This is a genomic window from Halomonas sp. AOP30-A1-24 (genome assembly GCF_052378165.1).
GTDB classification, from domain to species: Bacteria; Pseudomonadota; Gammaproteobacteria; order Pseudomonadales; family Halomonadaceae; genus Vreelandella; species Vreelandella citrativorans.
The window spans coordinates 50,153-74,995 of record NZ_JBQSXL010000021.1; the positions used below are offsets into that span (position 1 = coordinate 50,153).

General features: G+C 56.7%; 22 protein-coding genes. 5 read left to right on the forward strand and 17 right to left on the reverse strand.

Annotated elements, in window-relative coordinates:
- Positions 1-144: 144 nt before the first annotated feature.
- Both pnp and ACT3TJ_RS12705 read left to right on the forward strand, forming a co-directional pair.
- A complete protein-coding gene (gene pnp / locus ACT3TJ_RS12700; RefSeq protein WP_172117589.1) occupies positions 145-2,307 on the forward strand; it encodes a polyribonucleotide nucleotidyltransferase in 2,163 nt (720 codons plus the stop codon).
- 126 nt (positions 2,308-2,433) lie between these two features.
- Positions 2,434-3,603 (forward strand): MFS transporter, encoded by a 1,170-nt coding sequence (locus ACT3TJ_RS12705; protein ID WP_193053252.1) that lies wholly within the window; start codon positions 2,434-2,436, stop codon positions 3,601-3,603.
- Positions 3,604-3,696: 93 nt separating this feature from the next.
- Here the strand turns inward: ACT3TJ_RS12705 and ACT3TJ_RS12710 are convergent, their stop codons facing one another.
- From ACT3TJ_RS12710 to dksA, 11 genes are all read right to left on the reverse strand, one after another.
- Positions 3,697-4,875 carry an acetyl-CoA C-acetyltransferase gene (locus tag ACT3TJ_RS12710; RefSeq protein ID WP_193053253.1) on the reverse strand — a complete coding sequence of 393 codons (1,179 nt, stop codon included), beginning with the start codon at positions 4,873-4,875 and terminating at the stop codon, positions 3,697-3,699.
- Positions 4,876-5,155: 280 nt separating this feature from the next.
- Positions 5,156-5,536, reverse strand: coding sequence for an aspartate 1-decarboxylase (gene panD, locus ACT3TJ_RS12715; protein ID WP_087108680.1), 381 nt, complete (start codon positions 5,534-5,536; stop codon positions 5,156-5,158).
- A 49-nt stretch (positions 5,537-5,585) separates the two neighbouring features.
- Positions 5,586-6,434 carry a pantoate--beta-alanine ligase gene (gene panC / locus ACT3TJ_RS12720; RefSeq protein ID WP_193053254.1) on the reverse strand — a complete coding sequence of 283 codons (849 nt, stop codon included), beginning with the start codon at positions 6,432-6,434 and terminating at the stop codon, positions 5,586-5,588.
- Between the two features lie 37 nt (positions 6,435-6,471).
- On the reverse strand, positions 6,472-7,263 hold the full coding sequence (panB, locus tag ACT3TJ_RS12725; RefSeq protein ID WP_193053255.1) for a 3-methyl-2-oxobutanoate hydroxymethyltransferase: 792 nt from the start codon (positions 7,261-7,263) through the stop codon (positions 6,472-6,474).
- A 224-nt stretch (positions 7,264-7,487) separates the two neighbouring features.
- Positions 7,488-7,988 (reverse strand): 2-amino-4-hydroxy-6-hydroxymethyldihydropteridine diphosphokinase, encoded by a 501-nt coding sequence (gene folK, locus ACT3TJ_RS12730; protein WP_193053256.1) that lies wholly within the window; start codon positions 7,986-7,988, stop codon positions 7,488-7,490.
- A gap of 7 nt (positions 7,989-7,995) precedes the next feature.
- Positions 7,996-9,381: a polynucleotide adenylyltransferase PcnB gene (pcnB, locus tag ACT3TJ_RS12735; RefSeq protein WP_172117583.1), complete on the reverse strand. Its 1,386-nt coding sequence runs from the start codon at positions 9,379-9,381 to the stop codon at positions 7,996-7,998.
- Between the two features lie 840 nt (positions 9,382-10,221).
- Positions 10,222-11,604, reverse strand: a complete 1,383-nt coding sequence (locus ACT3TJ_RS12740) for a sigma-54-dependent transcriptional regulator (RefSeq protein WP_444621373.1) — start codon at positions 11,602-11,604, stop codon at positions 10,222-10,224.
- Positions 11,582-14,524 (reverse strand): ATP-binding protein, encoded by a 2,943-nt coding sequence (locus tag ACT3TJ_RS12745; protein ID WP_444621374.1) that lies wholly within the window; start codon positions 14,522-14,524, stop codon positions 11,582-11,584. The genes ACT3TJ_RS12740 and ACT3TJ_RS12745 overlap by 23 nt, the downstream gene beginning before the upstream one ends.
- Positions 14,514-14,690 carry a hypothetical protein gene (locus ACT3TJ_RS12750; protein WP_172117580.1) on the reverse strand — a complete coding sequence of 59 codons (177 nt, stop codon included), beginning with the start codon at positions 14,688-14,690 and terminating at the stop codon, positions 14,514-14,516. Before ACT3TJ_RS12750 ends, ACT3TJ_RS12745 begins: the two co-directional genes overlap by 11 nt.
- A 10-nt stretch (positions 14,691-14,700) precedes the next feature.
- The gene (gluQRS, locus tag ACT3TJ_RS12755; RefSeq protein WP_444621375.1) at positions 14,701-15,591 is read right to left on the reverse strand and encodes a tRNA glutamyl-Q(34) synthetase GluQRS; all 891 of its coding nucleotides are present in this window, start codon (positions 15,589-15,591) and stop codon (positions 14,701-14,703) included.
- Positions 15,592-15,672: 81 nt separating this feature from the next.
- Entirely contained in the window at positions 15,673-16,110 is a 438-nt protein-coding gene (gene dksA, locus ACT3TJ_RS12760; protein WP_087108663.1) for an RNA polymerase-binding protein DksA, read from the reverse strand.
- A gap of 185 nt (positions 16,111-16,295) precedes the next feature.
- Here dksA and ACT3TJ_RS12765 point away from each other — a divergent pair, with 185 nt between their 5' ends.
- Both ACT3TJ_RS12765 and sfsA read left to right on the forward strand, forming a co-directional pair.
- Positions 16,296-17,456 (forward strand): aminotransferase class I/II-fold pyridoxal phosphate-dependent enzyme, encoded by a 1,161-nt coding sequence (locus ACT3TJ_RS12765; RefSeq protein ID WP_444621376.1) that lies wholly within the window; start codon positions 16,296-16,298, stop codon positions 17,454-17,456.
- A complete protein-coding gene (gene sfsA, locus ACT3TJ_RS12770; RefSeq protein WP_444621377.1) occupies positions 17,453-18,262 on the forward strand; it encodes a DNA/RNA nuclease SfsA in 810 nt (269 codons plus the stop codon). The genes ACT3TJ_RS12765 and sfsA overlap by 4 nt, the downstream gene beginning before the upstream one ends.
- Here the strand turns inward: sfsA and metW are convergent.
- The 6 genes from metW to ACT3TJ_RS12800 all read right to left on the reverse strand — a co-directional run bounded on the left by metW (position 18,203) and on the right by ACT3TJ_RS12800 (position 23,486).
- The gene (gene metW, locus ACT3TJ_RS12775) at positions 18,203-18,796 is read right to left on the reverse strand and encodes a methionine biosynthesis protein MetW (protein WP_172117576.1); all 594 of its coding nucleotides are present in this window, start codon (positions 18,794-18,796) and stop codon (positions 18,203-18,205) included. The genes sfsA and metW overlap by 60 nt on opposite strands.
- On the reverse strand, positions 18,796-19,977 hold the full coding sequence (gene metX / locus ACT3TJ_RS12780) for a homoserine O-succinyltransferase MetX (RefSeq protein ID WP_444621378.1): 1,182 nt from the start codon (positions 19,975-19,977) through the stop codon (positions 18,796-18,798). Before metX ends, metW begins: the two co-directional genes overlap by 1 nt.
- Before the next feature lie 65 nt (positions 19,978-20,042).
- The gene (locus ACT3TJ_RS12785) at positions 20,043-20,636 is read right to left on the reverse strand and encodes a YggT family protein (protein ID WP_444621379.1); all 594 of its coding nucleotides are present in this window, start codon (positions 20,634-20,636) and stop codon (positions 20,043-20,045) included.
- 28 nt (positions 20,637-20,664) lie between these two features.
- Positions 20,665-21,489 (reverse strand): pyrroline-5-carboxylate reductase, encoded by an 825-nt coding sequence (gene proC, locus ACT3TJ_RS12790; RefSeq protein WP_444621380.1) that lies wholly within the window; start codon positions 21,487-21,489, stop codon positions 20,665-20,667.
- A gap of 14 nt (positions 21,490-21,503) precedes the next feature.
- A complete protein-coding gene (locus ACT3TJ_RS12795) occupies positions 21,504-22,214 on the reverse strand; it encodes a YggS family pyridoxal phosphate-dependent enzyme (protein WP_172117572.1) in 711 nt (236 codons plus the stop codon).
- A 129-nt stretch (positions 22,215-22,343) separates the two neighbouring features.
- Positions 22,344-23,486: an anhydro-N-acetylmuramic acid kinase gene (locus tag ACT3TJ_RS12800; RefSeq protein ID WP_444621381.1), complete on the reverse strand. Its 1,143-nt coding sequence runs from the start codon at positions 23,484-23,486 to the stop codon at positions 22,344-22,346.
- A 115-nt stretch (positions 23,487-23,601) separates the two neighbouring features.
- Between ACT3TJ_RS12800 and tyrS the strand changes: the two genes are divergently transcribed.
- The gene (gene tyrS, locus ACT3TJ_RS12805) at positions 23,602-24,801 is read left to right on the forward strand and encodes a tyrosine--tRNA ligase (protein ID WP_444621382.1); all 1,200 of its coding nucleotides are present in this window, start codon (positions 23,602-23,604) and stop codon (positions 24,799-24,801) included.
- Positions 24,802-24,843: the final 42 nt, after the last annotated feature.

The window sequence follows — 24,843 nt, forward strand, 5'->3', positions numbered from 1 at the left end:
AGCTGCCCGTTTTTTTATGCCTGTCAGTCACTGAGCAAGGTCTTTGCGCCCGGTGATTTTGGGTTTCTGGTAGCCCTATGGCGCTACAGCGCCTAGAATGGTGACGAGTCAAAACGACCCAAACGAATAGACAAGTAGATATTAATGTTAAAGGAAGTCGCCGTGAATCCGGTAAAAAAAACGTTTCAGTACGGTCGTAGCACCGTCACGCTAGAAACCGGGCGTATCGCTCGTCAAGCCACTGGTGCCGTTATGGTCACCATGGAAGATACTGTTGTGCTGTGTACCGTGGTGGCGCGCAAAGAAGCCAACCCCAGCCAACCCTTTTTCCCGCTCTCGGTTCATTACCAGGAAAAAACCTACGCGGTAGGTAAAATTCCCGGCGGCTTCTTTAAGCGCGAAGGACGCCCGACCGAGAAAGAAACCCTGACCTCGCGTCTGATCGATCGTCCGATCCGCCCGCTTTTCCCTAAAGGCTTTATGAACGAAGTGCAGGTTATCTGTACCGTTCTGTCCACTGATCGTAACCACGATCCGGATATTGCCGCGATGCTGGGCACCTCCGCTGCACTGAGCATTTCTGGCGTGCCGTTCAACGGCCCGATCGGTGCTGCGCGCGTTGGCTTCAACGAAGAGCAGGGTTATTTCCTTAACCCGACCGTTGAAGAGCTTGCGACTTCCGAGCTGGACATGGTCGTTGCCGGTACTGAAAACGCTGTGCTGATGGTCGAGTCCGAAGCCAAAGAACTTCTGGAAGACGAGATGCTGGGCGCCGTACTGTTTGGTCACCAGGAAATGCAGGTCGCGGTTAGCGCGATTAACGAGCTGGTTGCCGAGGCCGGCAAACCGCGTTGGGACTGGCAGCCAGCCCCTGAGAACGTAGCGCTGAAAACCGCCATTGCGGATGCGTTTGAAGCGCAGGTGGGCGATGCCTATCGCATCACCGATAAGATGCAGCGCCAGGATGCCCTGGCAGCCCTGAAAGATCAGGCGGTTGAACAGCTGGCAGCCATTGACGGTGAACCGGTGAACGACAAGTTCAGCAAAGACGAAGTAAAAGGTGCCTTTGCTGGCCTTGAGAAACGCGTTGTACGTTCACGCGTTGTAAAAGGTGAGCCGCGCATTGATGGCCGTGACAACTTCACCGTGCGCCCGCTGGCGATCGAAGTGGGCGCGCTGCCCAAGACTCACGGTTCGGCGGTGTTCACTCGTGGTGAGACCCAAGCGATTGCAGTGGCAACGCTGGGCACCCTGCGTGACTCTCAGTTGATCGAGTCGCTGGAAGGCGAGCGTAAAGACCGCTTTATGCTGCACTACAACTTCCCTCCCTACTCGGTCGGTGAAGCGGGCTTTATGGGTGGCCCGAAACGTCGTGAAATCGGCCATGGCCGTCTGGCACGCCGTGGTGTTCAGGCCATGCTGCCGTCTGAAGAAGCCTTCCCCTACACTATTCGTGTGGTATCGGAAATTACTGAATCCAACGGCTCAAGCTCGATGGCGTCTGTATGTGGCTCCTCACTTGCGCTGATGGATGCGGGTGTTCCGTTGAAAGCACCGGTGGCGGGTATCGCCATGGGCCTGGTGAAAGACGAAGATGGCTACGCGGTACTGACCGATATCCTGGGTGATGAAGATCACCTTGGCGATATGGACTTTAAAGTGGCCGGTTCAGAAGAGGGTGTTACTGCCCTGCAGATGGACATCAAGATTGAAGGCATCAACGAAGAGATCATGGAGACTGCGCTTCAGCAAGCCCACAAAGCGCGTCTGGGTATTCTTGAGCAGATGAATGTAGTCATCAGCCAGAGCCGTACCGACGTCTCCGATAATGCGCCTTCCATGGCCACCATCAAGATCGACCCGGACAAGATCCGTGACGTTATTGGTAAAGGCGGCGCCACCATTCGCAAAATTTGCGAAGATACTGGCGCGTCTATCGACCTTGATGACGACGGTACCGTGCGTATCTACGCTGAAGACAAGGCTGCGGCGAAAAAAGCCATCGATACCGTATTGGCGATTACGGCAGAAGCGGAAATTGGCAAACTGTATAACGGCAAGGTCGTACGTATTGCTGACTTCGGTGCCTTTGTGAACATCATGCCGGGTACGGATGGTCTTGTGCATATTTCGCAAATCGTGGCTGAGCGCGTTAACAACGTGCGCGATTTCCTGAACGAAGGCGACGACGTGATTGTGAAGGTGCTCGACATCGATAACCGCAACCGCGTGAAGCTCTCGATGAAAGAGATCACCGAAGAAGAGAAAGCAGCGTTTGCCGCTGAAAGTGAGAACACCGCGGACTAAGTCGCCGTAAGGTTGTCTCTTCCGCCCCCGTAGCCCCTGGTTGCGGGGGCGGAGTCGTTTGGTTGAAAGAAAGTGTGATTAAAAGAGCGTTTGGTTGGGTGGACGTTTAGTTAGAAGGAAGTAGGCATGGAGAAGGAACAGGCACCGCGTTGGTGGGCGGTGGTCGCCGTGATGATCGGCATTTTTCTATTGGTAACCGCTGAACAGCTGCCTATCGGGTTGTTGTCTCAGGTGGCTTCATCCATGGATGTAACGCCCGGTGTCGCTGGCTTGATGGTAATGGTACCGGGCGTGGTCGCCGCTTTTTCGGCGCCGCTACTGCCCGTGGCGGTAGGCCGGTTGGATCGGCGCATTATGCTCACGCTACTCATGGTCGTCATGGTGATTGGTAGCGTGCTTTCAGCGCTGGCCAGTAGCTTTATCCTATTGCTGGCCGCCCGCGTGCTGGTGGGTGTCAGTATCGGCGGTTATTGGGCCGTGGCCGGGAGTATTGCTCCGCGCTTGGTGCCCAGCGATAAAGTGCCCAAGGCTATGACGATTATTTTTGGCGGCGTAGCCGCTGCATCGGTGCTTGGCGTGCCACTGGGTACCTTACTGGGTGATCTAAGCAACTGGCGAATCGCGTTTGGGGCTTTGGGCGGTTTTAGCCTGTTAACCGCACTGGCATTGTGGTGCTGGCTGCCGCCACTTCCACCCAGGGAGCCAGTCCGTCTCAAAGTGCTGGCCCAGCAGTTCACTAGCCGTGGCGTTCGGGTCGCGGTTCTGGTCACGGGCTTTGTAGTTGTCGGACACTTTGCAGCGTACACTTTCATTAGCCCTATCCTTCAGGAGATAAGCGGTGTAGCTCAGCGCCATGTGGGCAGCTTGCTGCTACTGTATGGGGCGGCAGGAATTCTGGGCAATATCGCCGCAGGCATGTTCGCTGGGCGCCATCCTTACCGAGCGGTGCTGGCGATCCCAAGCTTGCTGCTATTGGTGGTGGCGTCTTTCCCGCTGCTCGGGGTCGAGCCTGTCAGCGGCGTGCTGCTACTCATGGTGTGGGGCGCGGCCTTTGGCAGCGTGTCGGTGAGCATACAGACGTGGATTTTACGCACCGCACCCAATACCGAAGCCGCGACCGCCTTGATGGCCTTTGTATTCAACCTCTCCATTGGGCTGGGCGCGATGGTCGGTGGCCGGGTTGTTGATGCTACTAGCCTGCCTATTACCATGTGGGCCGCATCGGGCCTATTCTTGCTGGGCGCGCTGTTGGTATGGCGAACACCCGCCACCATTGTGGGTGAAAAGCACCGCTAAGCGCCCCATGAGTGCTAGATGCGAAGCCTTGATGCATAAAAATGCCCCTGTCAGTGACAGGGGCATTTACATTTTAAGCGTTAATCGCTGAGATCAGGGGCGCTCAATCGCCAGTGCCACCCCTTGGCCGCCGCCGATACACAGCGTTGCCAGGCCTTTCTTGGCATCCCGGGCAATCATCTCATGAAGGAGCGATACCAGTACGCGACAGCCAGAAGCGCCAATCGGGTGGCCCAGGGCAATCGCGCCACCGTTGACGTTGACCTTGGATATATCCCATCCCAGCTCTTTCTGAACAGAAAGGGCCTGTGCCGCAAAAGCCTCGTTGGCTTCCGCCAGGTCCAGGTCCTCCAGGCTCCAGCCGGCTTTTTCCAGGCAGCGACGGGTAGCTGGCACGGGGCCAATACCCATAATGGCAGGGTCTACGCCCGCATTGGCATAAGCGGCAATACGTGCCAGCGGCTCAAGACCTAACGCCTTGGCTTTTTCTGCCGAGCAGATCATCACAACGGCCGCGCCATCGTTCAATGAGGAGGCGTTACCTGCGGTAACGGTGCCGTCCTTTTTGAACGCTGGGCGCATGCCCGCCAGCTTTTCAGCGGTAATTTCGCGCGGGTTCTCGTCGGTATCAAACACAACGGGATCGCCTTTGCGCTGGGGGATTTGCACCGGCACGATCTGGCTTTTAAATTTGCCCTCTTTAATGGCGTTGGCAGCGTTCTGTTGTGACTGAGCGGCAAACGCGTCCATTTCCTCGCGGGTGATGCCGTATTTTTCAGCCAGATTCTCTGCAGTGATGCCCATGTGATAGTCGTTGAAGGCGTCCCAAAGGCCGTCATGCACCATGGTATCAATGGCTTTCCAATCGCCCATGCGCTGACCAGTGCGCGAATGGGGCAATACATGGGGAGACGCCGACATGTTTTCCTGCCCACCCGCCAGAATCAGCTCAGCGTCGCCACAGCGAATCGCTTGTGTTGCAAGATGCACGGCTTTTAGGCCTGAGCCACATACCTTGTTGATTGTCATGGCCGGTACGGAAGCCGGCAGGCCCGCTTTAATTGCCGCCTGACGAGCAGGGTTTTGCCCTACGCCCGCCGTCAGTACTTGGCCGAGGAGTACTTCGTCCACCTGGTCGGGGGAAACGCCGGTTGATTCAAGGATATCCTTAATCACTAACGCGCCAAGCTCGCTTGCAGGAATGCCTGCCAGTGAGCCGCCAAAGGAACCGACCGCGGTGCGGCGAGCCGCAACAATGACCACTTCTTGCATGAGATGACTCCTAACGTGAGTAAGGTAGACCGTCTGTTTTGCTATTTTGTTTGTACGGGCCTGTTTTTACGGACCTGTTTTACTGTCTGTTCTTGCTATCTGTTCTTGCTATCTGCTCTTACTGCCTGATGTACTGAGCATAACCTGCGCTATCTGTTTTTTTATGTCAGGCTTGCTACTCAGCATAGGGGAAAGTTGTGCGTTGCGGCAATGCGCTTTTTTAAAGGCAAATAAAAACGGACCCTGAAGGCCCGCTCGATAGATGACTAGAATGCGTAGCCTACGCCAGCTGCACCGGGATAGCGTTGCTGGTATGGCTAACCTCGTTACCTTCCTGCAGGTAGACCAGAGCTGGCTGGTGCTGTTCAAGCTCGGCTTCCGAATAGTGGGCGTAGCTACAAATAATAATCCGGTGACCGGGGGCGGCTAAATGCGCCGCCGCGCCGTTAATCGAAATCAAACGAGAGCCTTCTTCGCCACGGATCGCGTAGGTGGTAAAACGCTCACCGTTTTCAACGTTATAGATCTGGATTTGTTCGTTTTCACGAATACCGGCCATATCCAGCAGGTCGCCATCAATGGCGCAAGACCCTTCGTAGTTAAGCACTGCATGGGTAACGCGTGCCATATGGAGCTTGGCTTTGAGCATAATTGTTTGCATAACAACTCCTGGTTGCGAAGCCTGCGGCTTGGCGATAAAACGTAATGGATCAAGCGGGCAGTTGCACGCTGAGATTATCAATCAAGCGAGCGGGACCTAGCCGAGCAGCGGCCAGTAATACCGCGTCACGCGTGGTGGTGCTAACAGGCGTTAACTCGGGCGTACGAAGCTCAAGATAATCGGGCGTAAAGCCTGCCTCGGTAAGCTCAATCAACCCGTTCGCCAGCATGGTTTCAAGCGGCTCCCCCTGCTCTAACGCGTCGCGCAATTCACACAGCGTGCGGTAAAGCGTAGGGGCTATCGCGCGTTCGGCATCGCTCAAGTAGCCGTTACGCGATGAAAGCGCCAGCCCATCGTCGTCGCGCACAATCGGCACGCCAATAATGTCAATCGGCATATGCAGGTCCTGCACACACTTGCGAATAACGGCAAGCTGCTGGTAGTCCTTCTCACCAAAGCAGGCAACGTCGGGCTGTACCAGGTTAAACAGCAGAGTGACAACGGTAGACACGCCGTCAAAGTGCCCGGGCCGTGAGCCACCGCACAGGCCCTCTCCCACGTCAGGCACGTGAACGCACGTTTGCGAGGTTAGCCCATTGGGATAAAGCGTGCTTACCGAGGGTGAAAAGAGCACGTCGCATCCGGCTGCCCTAAGCTTTGCCTGGTCATCGGTGAAGGTGCGCGGGTAGCCGTCCAGGTCTTCGTTAGGCCCAAACTGCATGGGGTTCACAAACAGGCTGGCAACAACAACATCTGCGTGCTCACGCGCCTTGGCAACCAGCGCTAAATGCCCGGCATGAAGATTGCCCATGGTCGGCACGAGCGCGATTCGCTGGCCGTGCGTTCGGTAGTCGCGCAGCAGGCTGCGCAGGTCGTTGATCTCTCGCAATGTACGCATAGTCATGTGTCGTAAGGTTACGTCGCAAACGGGCAGGTTAGAAGCAGTGCTCGGGAGCAGGGAAGGCGCGCGTTTTGACCGCCTCGTGGAAGTCCTGAAAAGCGCCCTGAATATTGCCAGCATCTGCCATGAAATTTTTCACAAACCGCGGCGGGCGGCCATGGGTGACGCCGAGCACATCATGCATGACCAGAATTTGACCATCGGTATCGGGGCCTGCACCAATTCCGATGACCGGTACATCAAGCGCGTCGGTAATGGCCTTGCCCAGGCTTGCCGGTACGCACTCCAGTAATATAACCGAAGCGCCCGCCTCAACCAGCACTTTGGCATCTTGCAGGATACGCTCTGCCTGGGCGGTGTCTCGTCCTTGTACCTTGTAGCCACCTAGCTGATAAACCGCCTGTGGCGTTAAGCCCAAGTGGGCGCATACGGGCACGCCGCGGCGTGTTAGCTCACGGATCCCCTCGGCCATCCAGGCTTCGCCTTCTACCTTGACCAGTTCCGCACCGGCTCGCATGAGAGCTGCGCCGTCTTCCAGCATGCGCTGTGTAGAGGCGTTACTCATAAACGGCAGGTCAACCATCAACAGGCTATGGCCTTTGCCGCGTGCGGCACAGCGGGTGTGGTAGCAAATATCGTCGACTGTCACGGGGAGCGTGCTGGTATGCCCCTGGAGCACCATGCCGAGCGAGTCACCCACCAAAAGCACGTCGATACCGGCGTGGCTAGCCGCTTGGGCAAAGGAGGCATCGTAAGCGGTTAAGCAACTAAATGTTTCGCCAGCGCACTTGTAGGCCTGTAGCGTGCTTAGAGTCACGGGTTTCATGGCATGCTCTCACTCGTCGTGGCCGCTGCGGCATGGGCAGCCGACCGTTGTTAATATCACGCTGTTGCGATGTTCTTAAAAATGGTTTTTGAAAATAGTTCTTAAAAAACGGGTCTTGAAAAATGGGCCCTGAAAGACAAACCAGAACGTTGGTGTGTGGGCTGGAAAGCGATTGTTACCCGGTCCAGTGTTGTGTGTCGAGGCTAGGGTAGCAAGATAACCGCTTAGGCAGGACCATCTTCGACTAAACGCTGAATGCCTGGTTCGGGGATTTGATTTAGCCATTCGCTTACCGGCTGCTGGCGAAGCGTCAGCGTTGCATCCAGTTCCGCCAGGGGAGCGAGCACAAAGGCGCGCTCGTGCATACGCGGATGGGGAACGTTTAAACGCGGGTAGGCAATTATCTGCTGGTCAAAAAGCAGTAAATCCAGATCCAGTGTGCGTGGGCCCCAGTGGCGTAGCCGCTGGCGCCGGTGCTGTTGTTCCAGCGCCTGTAGTTGGTCAAGCAGCGCCAGCGGTGAAAGGCGCGTTGTCAGGGCGACTACTGCGTTGACAAAATCCGGCTGGTCCTGGGGGCCAACCGGGCGGCTCGCGTAAAGTGAGGAAGTGGCCGTCAACTGGCTCAAGGGCAGCAGGGCAAGTGCCGAAATCGCCTGGCGCACCTGCCTGATAGGATCATCGAGATTACTACCCAAGCCAATATACGTAAGCGATGTCGGGCTCATGCGTTGCTCACTTTTCCGATTTGCGCGTGGGTTTACGGCGCCGTTTGCGGCGGCGGTCGCCCTGGCTTGCCGGGTCGCCCCCAATTTTTTGTAGCAAGCGAAGCTGCTCATGCTCGTCGCCCTGCTGGAAGGCCGTCCACCAGTCGCCCAAGCCGCGCGGGATTTCGCCCGCCTGCTCACGCAGCAGTAGTAAGTCGTAAGCGGCACGAAACCGTGGGTGCTCGCGGGTTTGGAACGCACGCTTGCCACGTCGTAACGGCAGACGTGCCTGTAGCTCCCAAATATCGCGCATGGGCATGCCAAAGCGTTTAGGGATAGAGGTATGTTCCAATTGACGCGACACCACCTCCTGCGATGCCGTTTGCAGTGCCGGTATCGCGGGCATGCCTTCACTTTCAAGCTCGGCCTGGCGATTGGCAACCGGGGCCCATAAGAAGGCGGCCAGCAGGAAGGCAGGCGTCACCGGGCGACCTTCGGCAATGCGCTTATCGGTATTGGCCAAGGCGAATTCAATGAGCTTTTCCGCCCACGCCGCATCGGCCATGGCCTCTTCCGATTCGGGGAAGAGCATGCCAAACAGGCCGTAATGGCTAAGCAGGCGGAAGGTTGCCAACCCATAGCCTGACATAAACATCTTGAGCACTTCATCAAATAGCCGTGCAGGCGGAATTTGCAGCAACAGCGGCGCAAGGTCGTACATCGGCGCTTCGGTGTCAGGCTCAATAGTGAAGTCGAGCTTGGCCGCGAAGCGAACGGCGCGCAGCATACGCACCGGGTCTTCCCGGTAGCGGGTGGCCGGGTCGCCAATCAGGCGCAGCGTGCGCGATTCAATATCACGCGCACCGTTGGCAAAGTCGTGAAGGCTGAAGTCGGCAATGTTGTAATACAGCGCGTTAACGGTGAAGTCACGCCGTAAGGCATCTTCCTCAATGCTGCCCCATACATTGTCTCGCAGCAGCAAGCCGGCGTCCGACTGGTGAGCGATATTCTCGCCGTGTTCGTCTTGTGGCTTGCCACGGAACGTAGTGACTTCGATGACCTCGCGCCCAAAGCGGACATGGACAATACGAAAGCGTCGGCCAATCAAACGCGAATTGCGAAACAGGTCACGCACCTGCTCCGGCGTGGCGTTGGTGGCAACGTCAAAGTCCTTGGGCATTTTGCCAAGCAGCGCATCGCGAATACATCCGCCCACCAGGTAGGCGTCGAAGCCTGCACCGCTAAGGCGGTAAAGCACTTTTAGCGCAGCGTCGCTGATATGTTGGCGAGAAACAGGGTGCTCGGACCGAGGGATAATGCGTGGGCTGAGAGCGGTTCCACTCTCTTGGGGATCGAGCAGGGTTTTCAATTGCTCTCCCGGGCTATGTAAGAAACGGGTAAATCCTTTGAACATGCGGCGATATCGACTCGCAGGGTATCGAAAAAGTGACCGTGAAGTAAGCGGTAAGCCGATGAGTGTAGCCGACCCCTTTACGCTTGCAAAGCACCTCGGGCAGGTTTACGAACGCCTTCCCCTTTAAACGCGGAAAGGGGAGGCTAAAAGAGCCTCCCCTATAAAGCATTTAATCAGCGTCCATGCTGCTGTTTTTCTTCATGATGGCACATCGCCCTGAATACGCACCGCAGTCGATAGGCAGTATCCGACCGCCTCGTATTCAAAACAATAATCCAACCGCGAACTTTTCTTCCCCGACGTATTATTGTTGGTTCCGGGGGTGTACACACTCACTGCAATTATTCTTGTTGGGGCGCAGATCATTTGGTGTACGTCGCGTCCATTTTGGGCACTTGCTACCTGTTGTTTTTATTAGCTGCGCTTATTGTGCTTAGCGCCAGCAAGTCATGAGATTGAAGCCTGTTGTTATTATTAGTGCTGTTATCTCTCCTGGCCTTGTTGTTTTTGTTATGGCTCAGGTTGGGGTGGTGTCATGTTGTTTTTGTTAGTGACCCACCGCTTGGCCCAGTTTATTTTTCTTACCCAGTAATATTGCACTCGTCGTGCCACTTGTTTAAATGTTTATTTATTTCATGTGCTTATGATTGTTTTTTATTTTGAGGAACTTCGGTGACAGATAAGTGTTACCGTTTTTGGTCCGATTTTTTACGGGCATTGTGTGGGTAGGTAACAATGATTGGGTAACGTAAATCGGTTATTTTTTATTTAAATCAGTATAGTAGACGATGGTCGTAAGCATTTGGTGTGAGGCGCTGGCGGGCAGGCCAGTCAGCGACGTCAATTGGGACGCCGAGCAGTTTTTTTACGCGGGATGCCAAGCCGTTGGCGCCGTTCCCACAGGTTTTTACGACTAATGCCCAGTTTTTGAGCCAGCTCGGTTTCGCTCATCAGGTCCTGATGCTCAAGCACAAAGTGCTGGAAATAGTCTTCCAAAGAGAGATCATCCTCATCCTCCGCTGGCGTGCTCTCGTCGCTGGAGGAAGCCGCTGAACTCGCCTGTGAATGGGCGCGAGGCGGTGCAGGTGCCAGCCCGAGATCGTCCGGGTGAATCAGATGGCCTTCGGCTAAAATCACGCCTCGCTCCAGGGCGTTTTCAAGCTCACGAACGTTACCTGGCCACGGGTAATCACGCAGGTCCTGGCGGGCGGCCCTTGAAAGCCGTAGGCCGGGGCGTTCGTGACGCGTGCACGCTTTATCCAGCAAGATATCGGCAATCTGGAGCACGTCGTCTTCGCGTTCGCGCAGCGGGGGGAGCTCGATCTGCATCACGTTTAAGCGGTAGTAAAGGTCCAGGCGAAATTCACCACTTTTGGATAAGGCACGCAGGTCGCGGTGGGTCGCGGCAATCAGGCGGACATTAACGTGGCGGGTTTCCACAGAACCAATCTTGCGGATTTCTCCCTCCTGTAACACACGCAGCAGGCGTGCCTGAGCATCAAGGGGCAGTTCACCAATCTCATCAAGAAACAGCGTGCCCTGGTCGGCGGCCTCCACTAGGCCGGTGCGTGATGCGCTGGCGCCGGTAAACGCGCCTTTCTCATGGCCGAACAGTTCAGACTCAATCAGCGTTTCGGGAATAGCGGCACAGTTAACGCTGATTAGCGGGGCGCTGGCGCGCTTGCTTTGTTGGTGAATAGCCCGCGCAACCAGCTCTTTTCCGGTACCTGATTCTCCTAAAATCAGCACGGTCACATCGGCCGGGGCGGTTTTGCGGATACGCGTATAGACCTGCTGCATGGCCGCGCATTCGCCAATCATCATCTGCTGGCTGCCACCATCATCAGTAATCGCAGGGGGCTCGCCATGCTGCATCGACTGCTGATGCAATATACGCTCAACGGTCTCCAGCATTTCAGTGTGGTCAAACGGCTTGGCGATATAATCGACGGCACCTTGTTTTAAGGCATCTACCGCTGAGCGCATGCTGGCATAGCTGGTCATGATCAGCACCGGTGCGGGAGCAGCAGTGCCAATCAACGTGGTGCCAGGCTCGCCCGGCAGACGCAGGTCACTGATGATGAGGTCGAACTCAGGAAGCGTTAGTTGGTTGGCCTCTTCAACGCTGCCTGCTTCGCTGACGGTGTAGTCATGACGCTCAAGCAGGCGCTTTAGCGCACTGCGAATAATCGCTTCATCTTCAACAATCAGAATCCTGGGCATAGGGTCGCTGGCCATCCTGTTGGTAAAGCGGCAGCCAAAGCGTAATGGCCGTGCCGCGAGGCTCGTTGGGCGGCGGCGAGGCCACGTCTATTCTGCCTTGGTGCTCGTTGATAATTTGATACGCAAGCGACAGCCCAAGTCCTGTGCCTTCGCCTGCAGGTTTGGTCGTGGTGAATGGCTCAAACAAGTGGTCACGCACGCGAGGATCAATTCCCTGGCCGTTATCCGTTACCCGCCACCAGGCACTGCCTGCCTGCTGCCCTGCGGTAATCACCACCTGGCCGCCGGGCATGCAAGCGTCCCTGGCGTTGCTAAGCAGGTTGACCATCACTTGGGTTAAACGCTGAGCATCCCCGCGTACCACAAGACCATCAGGGCACGCATTGGTCAACGTTACATCCTCACCCGAGCGCGCCAGGTGGATCAAGTTTAATGCGTCTTCGCTTAGCGTGTTAAGCGCCGCAGGAGACGCGGGCGGCGGGCCCGCCTGGCGCCCGCCATGCGCAAAGCCGACCAGCGAGTTCACAATGGTCGTTACGCGCCGGGTTAGCTGCTGGATCTGATCCGCAGTCTCCAGCAGAGCAGGGTCGTTGGTATCGTAGCGTAAATTTTGCGCCAGTGACGAAATCCCGGTAATCGGGTTGCCAATCTCGTGGGCAACGCCGGCTGCCAACTGGCCAATAGAAGCCAGGCGGGCAGCATGGACCAACTCATCTTCCAGCCACTTCATCTCGGTGTGGTCTTCGACCAACACCACGCTGCCGCCTCGGCTGTCGTGGCCGCTAAGCTCGGCTTTATGCAGGGTAAGAAAGTAATCCTTGCCGTGCAGCGACACCGCCTGCTTATAAAGCGGTGTGTGGGAGGCCAGTAAGACGTTGCCCAATAGCTCAGGCCACGGCGCAGGTAAATTATCGCAGCGCGCGCCAATCACGCTTTCGCCGCTGATGCCAGAAAGCTGGGAAAGCGCCTCGTTCCACATCAAAAGCTCTTTGTCATCGCCAAATACGCACAGGCCAACAGGAAGATAAGCCAGCGTTTGGCGGTGGTGGCGGCGCAGTCCGTCAAGCTCTCGGGCAAGCCCGGTCAGGCGTGAACGGTAGGCTTCCAGGCGGCTCTCCACAAAGTGGATATCGTCCGTTACCGGGGCGTCGTCATGGCGGTAGGGCAGGTAGCGGTCGACAATGTCACGTGCGACCGAAGGCCCCATTAAGCCTGACAGGTTGGCCTGAATACGGTCACGCAGGCGGCGCAGTGCGTAAGGGCGGCGTTCTTGTGGCGTAAACTTGAGCGCTTTTAATGCTCTGGATACTTCTCGCTGGGCGGCTTCATCGCCGATCGCTTGCGCCAGGTGCGTAGAAAAGTCAGCAGCGGTGGCAGCCTCCAGCGGTAGCCGCTTGGAGCGGATAACGGCATCGACGGAGCACGCCTCGGCGGCTGATTTTTCGCCCTCTGAAATACGTGTAAACAGCGAAATAACCATCAAGAGAACAATGTTGGTCGCCAGTGATACCAGCGTTACCGTGTACCAGGGCGGCGCACTGTCGCTCATCAGGTGACTAAAGGGCAGTGCGGGGGTCGGGAACGTGAAGATAAGCGGTAGCCAAAGCCCCCAAAGCCACAGGATGACACCTGCGATAAGGCCAACAACCATGCCTTTGCGATTTGCACCTGGCCAGTAAAGCAGTGCCAGCATGCCGGGCAAGCACTGCGCCATACCCACAAAAGAGGCCATGCCCAGGCTCACGAGGTCGTGATGGCGCCCAACCCCCTCATAAAATAGCCAGCCGCTAACAATCACGCCGACCACCAAGGCTCGGCGTAGCCAGAGTAGCCAGCCATAAAGGTCACTACGCGCTTCGGGCGGCCTGGCCACCAGCACAATATGGTTGAGCACCATGCCGGATAGCGCCAGGGCGATCATGATCATCGTACCGGTGACCGCAGCGAGCCCGGCCAGAAATGCCAGTGCTTTGACCCACCAGTGTTCGCTGATCATATACACCGCGTAGGCAGTGATCGGAAGCTCGTTATTGACCGATTGAGCGGCCCACCAGATAAGTGGTATCGGCAAGGCCATCAATAACAGGTAAAGCGGTAATGTCCAGCTGGCCTGAAGCAGGGTGTGACGTGACAGGTTTTCGGCAAAGGTAATATGAAATAGATGGGGCATCATGAACGCGGCTGCAAAAAACAGCAGTAACAGCGTGCGCCATTGAGCGTCATCCAGCTGATAGGTTGCCTGCTGGGCTTGTAGGCCCGGCCCCTCAAGCCAGCGTTGTAAATCATTGGGTCCATCAAACACAAGCCATAAGGCCACCGCGCCCAGGCACAGCATGGCGAGTAGTTTGATCAGAGACTCAAGCGCCAACATGCTGATTAACGGGTCCTGGCGCGTATGGCTATGTCGGGCTCCGAACATCACGGCGAGTACCGCAATCAGCCCACAAAATAGCAGGGCGACCGCGGAACTATAGGCACTACCGGTGAGCCATTGAATAGCGCTGCTCAAGGTTTGAACTTGAATGCCTAACAGCGGCAGCACGGCCAAAAGACTGATTAACGTGACCAGCGAGCCTGCCCAGCGCGAACGAAACCGGAACGCAAACAGGTCCGCGAGTGAGGCGAGCTGATACGTGCGGGTAATCCGCTGGATAGGCACTAGCAGGACCGGAGCAAGTAAAAAGGTACCGGCCGCGCCCAGGTAGTAAGCCAGGTAGCCAAACCCTGCCTGGGCCGCAAGTTCAACGCTGCCATAAATTGCCCAGGCGCTGGCATAAACGCCGAGAGCGAGGGTGTAAACGATGGGGTGGCGGGTAACGTATGTAGGCAACCAGCCGCGCTCAACGGCGACGCCACAGCTAAACATCAGCCCCAGGAAGCCCAGGCCGAGCAGTAAAACGCCGGTTAACTCAACGCTCATCTAACTTCCTTTTTTGCTCAAGCCATAGCGTGAGCGCAATCAACACGCCCCAGATAGCGAACGGGCGGTACCAGGCCGTGCTCGGATTGCTCCAGCCGTCCATTAATAACGGAGAGAGCAAATAACCGCCAAACACCAAAAACAGCATGATGCGATAGACATACATGGAGAACTCCTTACGGCGAGCGGCGGTGTTCGGTGGGGGAAAGGCGCTCAATCGCCCAGTTTGCCACTGCCCAGTGTAGCTGGCTGGCAGGAGGTTCGGTGGCCAGAGCGGCCGGCGGTGCTTGATCAAGCGCTTGAAGCGCCTGAAAAAGCTGGCGCCGCCTGCCGTCTTCATCCTCGGCAAGCGCCGGGGCCAGGTTCTGTTTTGAAAGCTTTTGGCCGTCTGGGGTGACGACCAGTGGCAAATGTAAATAGCGCGGTTCTGGTAGCTTCAAAGCGCTTTGAAGCTGACGCTGCCAAGGGGTGTTGTCGAGTAAATCGAGCCCACGAACCACGTCGGTAATACCCTGCTCGGCATCGTCAACGACGACCGCCAACTGATAAGCCCAAAGACCATCCTTGCGCTTAAGTACCACGTCACCCAGCGCTACTGGGTCAAACTGCTGCGCGCCAAACAGACGGTCCTGCCAGACAATCGGGCGCTTGGCCAGGTCACTGCGTAACCGCCAGGCAACCGGCTTATCCGGCTCCCTTAATCCGTCACGGCACCAGCCTGGATAAATAGCATGCGATTGCCACTGTTTGCGTGAGCAGCTACAAGGATACGCCAAGCGCTGATCAATGAGTTGATCCAGCGCTTGTTGATAAGCGTCATGGCGGTTGTGCTGCCAGCATAGCGTTTCATCCCACTGTAAGCCAAAGCGTTCCAGCTGGCGCAAAATGGTGGCGTCTGCCCCTTGGGGGCAGCGCGGTGGGTCGATATCTTCAATACGCACCAGCCAGCGCCCGCCAGCGGCACGGGCATCCAGATAACTGCCGAGCGCTGCAACAAGCGAACCAAAATGCAAAGGCCCTGAAGGAGTGGGGGCAAAGCGCCCCCGGTAGCTGATAGAAGACATCATGCAAACCTTTACCCAAAACAAAAGCGGGCACCCAAAGGTGCCCGCTTCAGCGTTAGCGTACCAAGGGGTTAAATAACCGGCTTAGCCGCCAAGCTGTTTTTCTTTAAGTTCCGCCAGGGTTTTGCAATCAACGCAAAGGGTGGCGGTAGGACGGGCTTCCAAACGACGAATACCGATTTCAACGCCGCATGCTTCGCAGAAACCATAATCGTCGTCGTCGATATTTTCGATGGTTTCATTGATTTTCTTGAGCAGCTTGCGCTCGCGGTCGCGAGTGCGCAGTTCAAGGCTAAAGCCCTCTTCCTGCGTTGCCCGGTCGGCGGGGTCGGCGTAGTTGTTGGCGTCTTCCTGAAGGTGGCGCACGGTGCGGTCCACCTCTTCCATGAGGTCTTGCTTCCAGTCCAACAGCAGCTGACGAAAATGCGCCAACTGCTTATCGTTCATGTACTCTTCACCCGGTGCCGACTCATACGGAGTGAAGGACTTGGCCGCTTCCGGTTTTTTTTCCGCTACTGGCATGGGATTGCCCCTTACGTATATGACTGCTGATCGATCATGAGCGTATGCCACGATCTCACGCCAAAGGGATGCTTGTTTAGCTGAAAAACTCCCGCTTTGCAAGCATAATGGTGCGTTTGCGACTATGGTCCTACTGCTTGTAAGACCCCTGTCATGCTTTAACTTTGCTAGATGAAGGAGCCGTTATGGCCTGGAACCCACGAATCAGCCACGTGGCACCTTTTCGCGTGATGCATCTATTGGAAATGGCCCAGGCGCGGGAGGCGGCGGGGCATGACGTGATTCATCTGGAGGTCGGCGAACCAGACTTTGCCACGCCTGAGCCGATCATTGCGGCAGGCCAACAGGCCTTGTCACGTGGCCAGACGCGTTACACTCCCGCCGCCGGGCTGCCTGCGCTGCGTGAGGCCATTGCCAGGCACTACGCTGAGCACTTTAATGCTGACGTGGACCCTGCCCGAATTCTGGTTACGCCGGGTGCATCCGGCGCGCTGCTGCTGGCAAGCCAACTGCTTGTAGAGAGCGGTGACCGGGTGCTGATGGCGGACCCCAATTATCCATGCAACCGCCACTTTATGGCGTTGGCAGGCGCTGAAGTTGACGCGGTTTCCGTGGGGCGTGAGAGCGGCTGGCAGTTGGATGCCGGTTTGGTTGAGCGGCACTGGCGTGATGAAACCCGGCTGGCCATGCTGGCTTCGCCCTCCAACCCTACCGGGCACACCTTGAGTGCTGAGCAGCTGTCTCAAGTGCTGGACGCTGTGGCCACGCGCTCGGGCGAAGTGATCGTTGACGAGATCTATCAAGGGCTCAACTACGACGATGTTCCGCTGTCTGCGACATCACTTTCCAGCGAAGCGTTTGTGGTTAACAGCTTCTCAAAATATTTCGGTATGACCGGCTGGCGCCTGGGCTGGCTGGTCGCGCCGCAGCATGCGGTTGAGCCTTTAACCCGGCTTGCCCAGAACGTCTTTCTGGCGGCTTCTACCCCTTCTCAGCATGCAGCGCTTGCCGCTTTCACTCCCGAGTGCCGGGCGATTCTGGAGCAGCGTCGTGAAATTCTCGCCGAGCGCCGTCAGGTATTGCTTGATGGGCTGGCGACGCTTGGCCTGGCGCCCGACTTACCGCCTCAAGGCGCGTTTTATGTCTGGCTGGATATCTCGCGCTATAGCCGCGATAGCCAGGCCTTTTGTGAACGGCTGCTGGAAGAGGAAAGCGTAGCCATTACCCCCGGTATTGATTTTGCCGTGCGCGGTGGCGAGCACCATGTGCGGATTGCGTTTACCAATGATGTTGCTCGGCTTGAGGAGGCGGTGGCGCGGATCACCCGCTTTGTGGGGCGGCTATGACACGGGCCTCTCCGTTGCATGCTCCATTGGGTTATCCGTCACTGGTGCCTGGTACGCTGCTGCGCCGCTACAAGCGTTTTTTTGCTGATGTGCGCTTGGACGATGGCCGAGAAGTGGTAGCGCACTGTCCCAATACCGGGTCGATGAAAGCTGTCAATGTGCCCGGCTGCCGAGTGTGGCTGTCACCCAGTGATAATCCCAAGCGCAAGCTTTTATGGACATGGGAGCTCATTGAGCTGCCCCAGCCCGATGGTAGCGTGTCGTTGGTATCGGTTCATACGGGGCGAACCAACCGGATTGTCGAGGCGGCGCTCAGTGCTAACCAACTGGAGGCGCTTACCGGTTATGCCTGCCAGCGTCGTGAGGTAAAGGTCGGGGAGTCGCGGCTTGATTTTCTGCTTGAGGACCCGGTGAAAGGGCGCGCGTACATTGAGGTCAAACAGGTAACCCTCAAAGAGCAGGATGGATACGGTTATTTCCCCGATTCGGTAAGCGTGCGCGGGCTTAAACACCTGCAGGCGTTAAGTGCATTGGCCTTGCAGGGGGAGCGGGCTGTGCTGCTGTTTTGCATTGCCCACGAAGGTATTAATGATGTCGCAGCCGCTGCGCATATCGACGCCGCCTATGCGGCAGGGCTTGAGGCGGCGGTTGCCAGCGGTGTTGAAGTGCTCGCGTATGGTACGAGCACTCAGTGGAAGGAGGGTGTTCCGGTCAGCGTAACGCTTGCGCGCACGCTGCCGGTTCGCTTAACGGCGACGTACGCGGAAGATGGCGATCTCGCCGAAGAGGTTGGGCCACCACTTTGAGGTCCAGTGCCCACGGCGCTCGCCCACACCCACGGCACGGTCCACGATTACCAGGCCCTTTTCACGGCACAGCTGCTCGAAGTCGTTAAAGGTCGACAAGTGAATGTTGGGCGTGTCGTACCAGGCGTGAGGCAGCGACTTGGAGACCGGCATGTAGCCGCGTAGGCCCAGGTAGACGCGGTGACGCCAGTAGGCAAAGTTGGGGAAGGTGATAATGCCTTCGTCAGCGACGCGCAGCATTTCATCAAGCATTTTGTCGGGGCGGCGCAGTGCCTGGAGTGCTTGGGTCATGATGACCAGGTCGTAGCTGTGGTCGCAAAAGCTGGCCAGTCCGTCGTCCAGGTTGTGCTCTATCACGCTGACACCGCGTGCCACGCAGCTGGTAATACCGTCTGGGTCGATCTCCAGACCGTAGCCAGTAACGCTCTTGTCGCGGGCCAGGCTCTCCAGAAGCTCGCCATCGCCGCAGGCGAGATCCAGTACGTGAGCGCCTTTAGGCACCCAGTCATAAATCAGTTCAAGGTCGGCGCGCATCAACGGGTCTCCTCCAGGCCTAGCTCACGAGCAGTACGGTTCATAAAGGCGCTGAACAGCGCTTCATAACGCGGCTCTGGCAGCAAGAACGCATCGTGCCCATGGGGCGACGCAATATTGGCGTAGCTAACCGACTTGCCCGCTCGGATAAGGGCATCGACCAGCTCACGGGAACGGGCGGGCGGGAAGCGCCAATCGGTAGTGAAACTGACAATCAAGAAAGGGCATTGTGCAGGGGCAAGCGCTTTGGCCAGGTCACCGCCGCAGGTGGCGGCCGGGTCGAAATAGTCCAGCGCCTTGGTCATCAGAAGATAGGTATTGGCATCAAAGGCGGTGGAGAACGCGTCGCCCTGGTAGCGCAGGTAGGACTCGACCTGGAACTCAACATCGAAGCCGAAGTTAAGGTCGTCGCTTCTAAGGTCGCGCCCGAACTTGCTGCCCATGGCGTCTTCTGACAAGTAGGTGATATGCCCCACCATACGTGCCAGTTTCAACCCGCGCTTGGGTACGGTGTCGTGCTCGGCGTACCAGCCGCCGAAGAACTCGGTGTCTGAGCGAATGGCCTGACGGGCTACTTCGTTAAACGCAATGTTCTGCGCTGAAAGCCGGGGCGTTGCGGCAATCACCACGGCATTTGCCACTCGCTCAGGGTAGGTTATTGTCCACTGCAGTACCTGCATGCCACCGAGGCTTCCGCCCACGGCGGCCGCCCAGCGCTCAATCCCCAGATGGTCGGCCAGGCGTGCCTGGCTTGCGACCCAGTCGCTGACCGTGACCATGGGGAAGTCTGGCCCCCACTGGCGACCGGTTTCAGGGTTGTGGCTAACCGGGCCGGTGCTGCCGTGACAGCCGCCCAGGTTATTCAGGGAAACGACAAAGAAGCGATTGGTGTCGATCGATTTACCTGGCCCAATGTGCGCATCCCACCAGCCGGGCTTGCGGTCATCCTGGCTATGGTAGCCCGCCGCGTGGTGGTGGCCGGAAAGCGCATGGCAAATCAACACCGCATTGCTGCGTTCGGCGTTTAAGGTGCCGTAGGTCTCATAGATCAGCTCATATTCCGGAAGTACTTTTCCACAGGCGAGGGCAAGTGGCGTGTCGAACTGCGCAATATGAGGCGTGACAAGACCAACGGCGTCCGTTGGTCGGTCAGCAAGGGCAAGCGTGTCTGAGTCGGGCATCGAAAGCGTTAGTCCTGCAAAAAGGGTTCTTCTGAATAAAGCCGGGGGAAAGCGGGGCTAAAACCTTAAAGCCCTACCAGGGCCCCTGAAATGCCGGCAGCACGGATCAGAGAGCCAACCACCAGGCCATCAAGAAGATTAATGGCAATAAAGACCACAATGGGGGACAGGTCGATCATTCCCAGCGGTGGAATCACCCGGCGTACCGGCGCCATGATGGGTTCAACCAGTTGCATGACCAGTAGTGCGCCCGGGTGGCTGGCATTCGGAGCAACCCAGCTCAAAATGATCATCACAATCAGAGCGAAAAAGTAGATCTTTAAGATCGCATTGGCAATCGCCGCCACCCCTGCAATTAGCAGCCCGGCAATGGGGGGGATGCCAATGCCGATCACCATGAAGATAGCCACCATGCTCACTACTTTCAGCACAAAGCCTGCGGCGAGTGTGGCAAGGTCGAAACGGCCTGCCACAGGGCCTAAAAAGCTCTGGAAAGGCCTTACGACAGGCTGGGTGATCTTAACCACCGACTGACTTAGCGGGTTGTAGTAGTCCGCCCGCGATGCCTGCAATAAGAATCGCAGCATAAGTAAAAATAAATAAATGTTGATCAGTGAGTTAACTAGCGTTAACCCGGCGCTACCCAATTGACTGCCCATTGCTGGTGTCTCCGTTACGTTAGATGATTCAGTGGCTGCTTAATTCACGGGCCATTTCCTGGGCGCGCTTGGCACAGGCTTCCATGGCATCGGCAATGGTAGTGCGCAACTGCGCCTCTTCCAGATGATGAATCGCGCGTTCAGTAGTGCCGCCAGGCGACATCACGTTCTGCTTAAGCGTGGCAGGGTCTTTGTCACTCTTCTGCGCCATGGTGGCGGCGCCCAGCGCTGTTTGGATGGCTAGGCGGCGCGCCGTTTCAGCCGGTAACCCAAGCGTTACGGCAGCCTCTTCCATGGCTTCAAGCATTAAAAAGAAATAGGCCGGGGCGCTACCGGAAACCGCCGTTACCGCGTCCAAAAGCGGTTCTTCCTCCACCCACTCAACAATGCCGACAGCTTCCATTAGCTGAGTGGCGATATCGCGCTGGGCATCGCTCACAGCTGAATTGGCGAACAGGCCGCTGGCGCCGTATCCCACCAGCGAAGGTGTATTGGGCATGCAGCGGACCAAGGCGTTATTGCCCCCTAGCCACTGGTCGATGGTCGCGGCGTCCAGGCCTGCTGCAATGGAGATCACCAGCGGGCGCTGTTGCTGAATAGTCTCCCGCAGCTTTTCACATACCACCCGCATGATTTGCGGCTTAACGGCCAGCACCACCACGTCAGCGTGACTGACGGCAACGTTGTTGTCGGTGTGAATATTAATGCCTAGGCGCTCTTTTACCGGCGCAAGCTCGCTGCTGCTGGGCGCAGTGGCGGTAAGGTCCGTGGGCGCAACACCGCTGTCGATAAGGCCGCCGATAATAGCGGTCGCCATATTGCCTGCGCCGATGAAAGTGGTCTTATTTGTCATGTGCGTGTCCTGTGTTATGAATTGACTGCGCCGCGCGCACCGAAAATAGCGGTGCCTAAACGTACCAGTGTGGCACCTTCCATGACGGCGGCTTCAAGGTCATCACTCATGCCCATTGAAAGCGTGTCTAACGGGGCCTGAGGCAGCGTTGTCTGTAGTTCTGTCAGCAGGTGCCTTAGTTCGGCTAACGGCTTGCGCTGTGCCTCTAGTGTGTCCGCTGGCGCGGGAATTGCCATTAAACCGCGCAGCCGTAAACGGGGTAGCTGGGCTACCTCATGGGCCAGCGCCCTAACGTCTTCAGGCATCACCCCCGATTTAGACGCCTCACGGCTAATATTAACCTGTAAACATATATTTAACGGCGCTAAATGACCTGGGCGCTGCTCGCTGAGTCGGTTGGCAACTTTTAAACGGTCAACGCTATGCATCCAGTCAAAGTGCTCTGCCACTGCGCGGGTTTTATTCGACTGTAGCGGGCCAATGAAATGCCACACAATATCGTTTAGGTCAGCAAGCTCGGTCTGCTTGTCTAATGCTTCTTGCAGGTAGTTTTCGCCGAACGCCCGCTGACCAAGTGCATAAGCTTGGCGAATCAGAGGGGCTGGCTTGGTTTTACTCACCGCAAGCAGCGTTGCGTCATTTAAAGGACGCTTGGCCTCTAAAAGCGCCTGATGCAGACGTTCTCGCGCTTGGGCGAGCGACTCAGGAAGCGCGATGTCCATCATACTCAAGCACCTTACCGCAGTTGGAAGTGAGGGGGATATTACCGAACTGCGAGCATCCTCGGCAAAGTAGAATGCGTATGAACGGCCTCTTTTCGCTAATAAATATCAGCAGCTTCCATCGCCTGACGCTTAGCGTGAGTAAATGCCCCCTAATACACGCAGGCCGCTGGCACCCGTGACCGAGGGTAAATTGCCAGGTAAATGGTGCAAACGCTGATGGGCAAGCCAGGCAAAGGCACCTGCTTCAATCCAGTCTTCTGGCCAGCCGTAAGCCGATGGCGAGGTAAACGTGGCGTTAGGTAGGTAATGGGCAAGGCGTGCCATTAAGTAGGCGTTGTGGGCGCCTCCGCCGCAGGTGATTAGGGTTGCGGGTTGGTTGTCGGGCAATAAGTGCTTAATGCCTTCGGCCACGCTGATCGCTGTTAGCTCGGCAAGTGTGGCCTGCACATCTTCGGGTGATTCCGTGCCGGTAAGGTGCTGCTTGAGCCACGTTAAGTGAAACAGTTCGCGTCCGGTGCTGCGCGGCGGCGGTTGGCGAAAGTAGGGTTCGTTGAGGCAGCGCGCCAAGAGAGCACTATCTACCTGGCCGCTTTTAGCCCAGCTGCCGTTTTGATCAAACCGGCCGGGATAATGTTTTGCAAACCAGGCGTCCAGTAATACATTAGCTGGGCCGGTATCAAACCCTAATACCGGCTGTTCAGCATTCCGCGGCAGCCAGGTAACGTTGGCAATCCCGCCCAGGTTGAGGATGAGTTGTTCTATCGTTTGTCTTCCGAATAGCGCCTGATGAAAGGCGGGCGCAAGTGGGGCCGCCTGGCCGCCTGCCGCCAAGTCGCGGCGGCGAAAGTCGGCGACGACCGTACAGCCTGTCAATTCCGCCAATAGGCTTGGGTTATCCAACTGCAGCGTGTAGGCAGGGCCGCCGCTATGCCCATCGGGAGCGTGCTCGATGGTTTGGCCATGACTGCCGACCGCACTAATCTGGCTGGGTGAAAGACCCTGCTGGGTCAAAAGGGTATTAATAGCCTGCGCCTGAAGGTGGCAGAAGGCATTTTCTGCCAAGGCCAACTGGGCGAAACTTACCTGCTCTGCGTTACATAGCGTTAATAGTGCGCTGTGCAATGCTTCCGGCATGGGCTCGGCATGGGTGGCCACCAGCCGAGGCGGGGCGGTGGGAGTGATCGCAATAAGCGCTGCATCAATACCGTCAAGGCTGGTGCCTGACATTAAACCCATATAATAAAGCGTGGGAGCAGTGGGGAGCGTTTTCATAAAGCAGTATCCAAGGCGGTGCGAAGGCTCAACCAGGTCGGGCAGGCATGGTAACATCGTCGGCTATTGTTCATCTGTATGCCCAATGGGGCAACGTTTAGAGTGGAGAGAGGCAATGAGTGAGGTGGATCAGGCTTTAGCGCTGTTGGCGCGGGGTACGCATGAAATCCTCGTAGAGGACGAGCTTAAAAAGAAGCTGGCCTCCGGGCGCAAGCTGCGTATCAAAGCTGGTTTTGACCCCACAGCCCCTGACCTGCATTTGGGTCACAGCGTGCTTCTGACCAAAATGCGTCAATTCCAGGACCTGGGGCATACCGTTATTTTTCTGATCGGTGACTTCACTGGACGTATTGGTGACCCGACGGGTAAGAACATCACCCGCAAGCCACTGACCGAAGCCGATGTGAAAGCCAACGCGGAAACCTATAAAGAGCAGGTTTTCAAGATCCTTGATCCTGAAAAGACCGAGGTGCGCTTTAATGCGGAGTGGTTTGGCGAGCTGACCGCCGCCAAGATGATTGAGCTGGCCGCACAAAGCACCGTTGCGCGTATGCTTGAGCGGGATGATTTTGAAAAACGCTATAAAGCCAATCAGCCTATCGCCATTCATGAGTTTCTGTATCCGCTGGTTCAGGGCTATGACTCTGTGGCGCTGGAAGCGGATATCGAGTTAGGCGGCACCGACCAGAAGTTTAACCTGCTGATGGGGCGTGAAATTCAAAAGCACTTCGGCCAGGAGCCTCAAGTTGTTATCACCATGCCGTTGCTGGAAGGTCTTGACGGCGTGCAGAAGATGTCGAAGTCGCTCGGTAACTACGTGGGCGTTGATGAAGCACCGGGTTCCATGTTCAACAAGCTGGTTTCAATGCCCGATAGCTTAATGTGGCGCTACTTTGAGCTACTGTCGCTGAAATCCAACGAAGAGCTTGATGCGCTTAAGCAGAGTGTTGAGCAGGGTGCGAACCCACGTGACGTGAAAATGGAGCTGGCGCGTGAGTTGATTGCTCGCTACCACGGTGAAGAAGCCGCCGCTAATGCGCACAAGTCCGCAGGTAACCAACTGGCCGATGGCGAACTGCCTGACGATCTGCCAGAAATAGAAGTGGATTTTGAAGGCGCTGATCAAGCCCCCATTGCTGCCGTACTCAACCGTTCAGGCCTGACCAAAAACAGTGCCCAGGCGAAAGACATGCTTAAGAACGGGAGTATTAAAGTCGATGGCGACGTGGTTGCGCAGGACACCATGCTGGCAACGGGTAAGGCCTACGTTATACAGGCAGGCAAGAAACGTTACGGTCGTGTGACGCTTGTTTGAACTTTTTGAAACTATCTTCAAAAAGGCCTTGCCAAACCGGCA

What these genes read in the sequence shown, in the direction of transcription:
- pnp (WP_172117589.1), top strand. Translation starts at nt 145, where the DNA reads ATGTTAAAGGAAGTCGCCGTGAATCCGGTAAAAAAAACGTTTCAGTAC.
- ACT3TJ_RS12705 (WP_193053252.1), top strand. Translation starts at nt 2,434, where the DNA reads ATGGAGAAGGAACAGGCACCGCGTTGGTGGGCGGTGGTCGCCGTGATG.
- ACT3TJ_RS12710 (WP_193053253.1), bottom strand. Translation starts at nt 4,875, where the DNA reads ATGCAAGAAGTGGTCATTGTTGCGGCTCGCCGCACCGCGGTCGGTTCC.
- panD (WP_087108680.1), bottom strand. Translation starts at nt 5,536, where the DNA reads ATGCAAACAATTATGCTCAAAGCCAAGCTCCATATGGCACGCGTTACC.
- panC (WP_193053254.1), bottom strand. Translation starts at nt 6,434, where the DNA reads ATGCGTACATTGCGAGAGATCAACGACCTGCGCAGCCTGCTGCGCGAC.
- panB (WP_193053255.1), bottom strand. Translation starts at nt 7,263, where the DNA reads ATGAAACCCGTGACTCTAAGCACGCTACAGGCCTACAAGTGCGCTGGC.
- folK (WP_193053256.1), bottom strand. Translation starts at nt 7,988, where the DNA reads ATGAGCCCGACATCGCTTACGTATATTGGCTTGGGTAGTAATCTCGAT.
- pcnB (WP_172117583.1), bottom strand. Translation starts at nt 9,381, where the DNA reads ATGTTCAAAGGATTTACCCGTTTCTTACATAGCCCGGGAGAGCAATTG.
- ACT3TJ_RS12740 (WP_444621373.1), bottom strand. Translation starts at nt 11,604, where the DNA reads ATGCCCAGGATTCTGATTGTTGAAGATGAAGCGATTATTCGCAGTGCG.
- ACT3TJ_RS12745 (WP_444621374.1), bottom strand. Translation starts at nt 14,524, where the DNA reads ATGAGCGTTGAGTTAACCGGCGTTTTACTGCTCGGCCTGGGCTTCCTG.
- ACT3TJ_RS12750 (WP_172117580.1), bottom strand. Translation starts at nt 14,690, where the DNA reads ATGTATGTCTATCGCATCATGCTGTTTTTGGTGTTTGGCGGTTATTTG.
- gluQRS (WP_444621375.1), bottom strand. Translation starts at nt 15,591, where the DNA reads ATGATGTCTTCTATCAGCTACCGGGGGCGCTTTGCCCCCACTCCTTCA.
- dksA (WP_087108663.1), bottom strand. Translation starts at nt 16,110, where the DNA reads ATGCCAGTAGCGGAAAAAAAACCGGAAGCGGCCAAGTCCTTCACTCCG.
- ACT3TJ_RS12765 (WP_444621376.1), top strand. Translation starts at nt 16,296, where the DNA reads ATGGCCTGGAACCCACGAATCAGCCACGTGGCACCTTTTCGCGTGATG.
- sfsA (WP_444621377.1), top strand. Translation starts at nt 17,453, where the DNA reads ATGACACGGGCCTCTCCGTTGCATGCTCCATTGGGTTATCCGTCACTG.
- metW (WP_172117576.1), bottom strand. Translation starts at nt 18,796, where the DNA reads ATGCGCGCCGACCTTGAACTGATTTATGACTGGGTGCCTAAAGGCGCT.
- metX (WP_444621378.1), bottom strand. Translation starts at nt 19,977, where the DNA reads ATGCCCGACTCAGACACGCTTGCCCTTGCTGACCGACCAACGGACGCC.
- ACT3TJ_RS12785 (WP_444621379.1), bottom strand. Translation starts at nt 20,636, where the DNA reads ATGGGCAGTCAATTGGGTAGCGCCGGGTTAACGCTAGTTAACTCACTG.
- proC (WP_444621380.1), bottom strand. Translation starts at nt 21,489, where the DNA reads ATGACAAATAAGACCACTTTCATCGGCGCAGGCAATATGGCGACCGCT.
- ACT3TJ_RS12795 (WP_172117572.1), bottom strand. Translation starts at nt 22,214, where the DNA reads ATGATGGACATCGCGCTTCCTGAGTCGCTCGCCCAAGCGCGAGAACGT.
- ACT3TJ_RS12800 (WP_444621381.1), bottom strand. Translation starts at nt 23,486, where the DNA reads ATGAAAACGCTCCCCACTGCTCCCACGCTTTATTATATGGGTTTAATG.
- tyrS (WP_444621382.1), top strand. Translation starts at nt 23,602, where the DNA reads ATGAGTGAGGTGGATCAGGCTTTAGCGCTGTTGGCGCGGGGTACGCAT.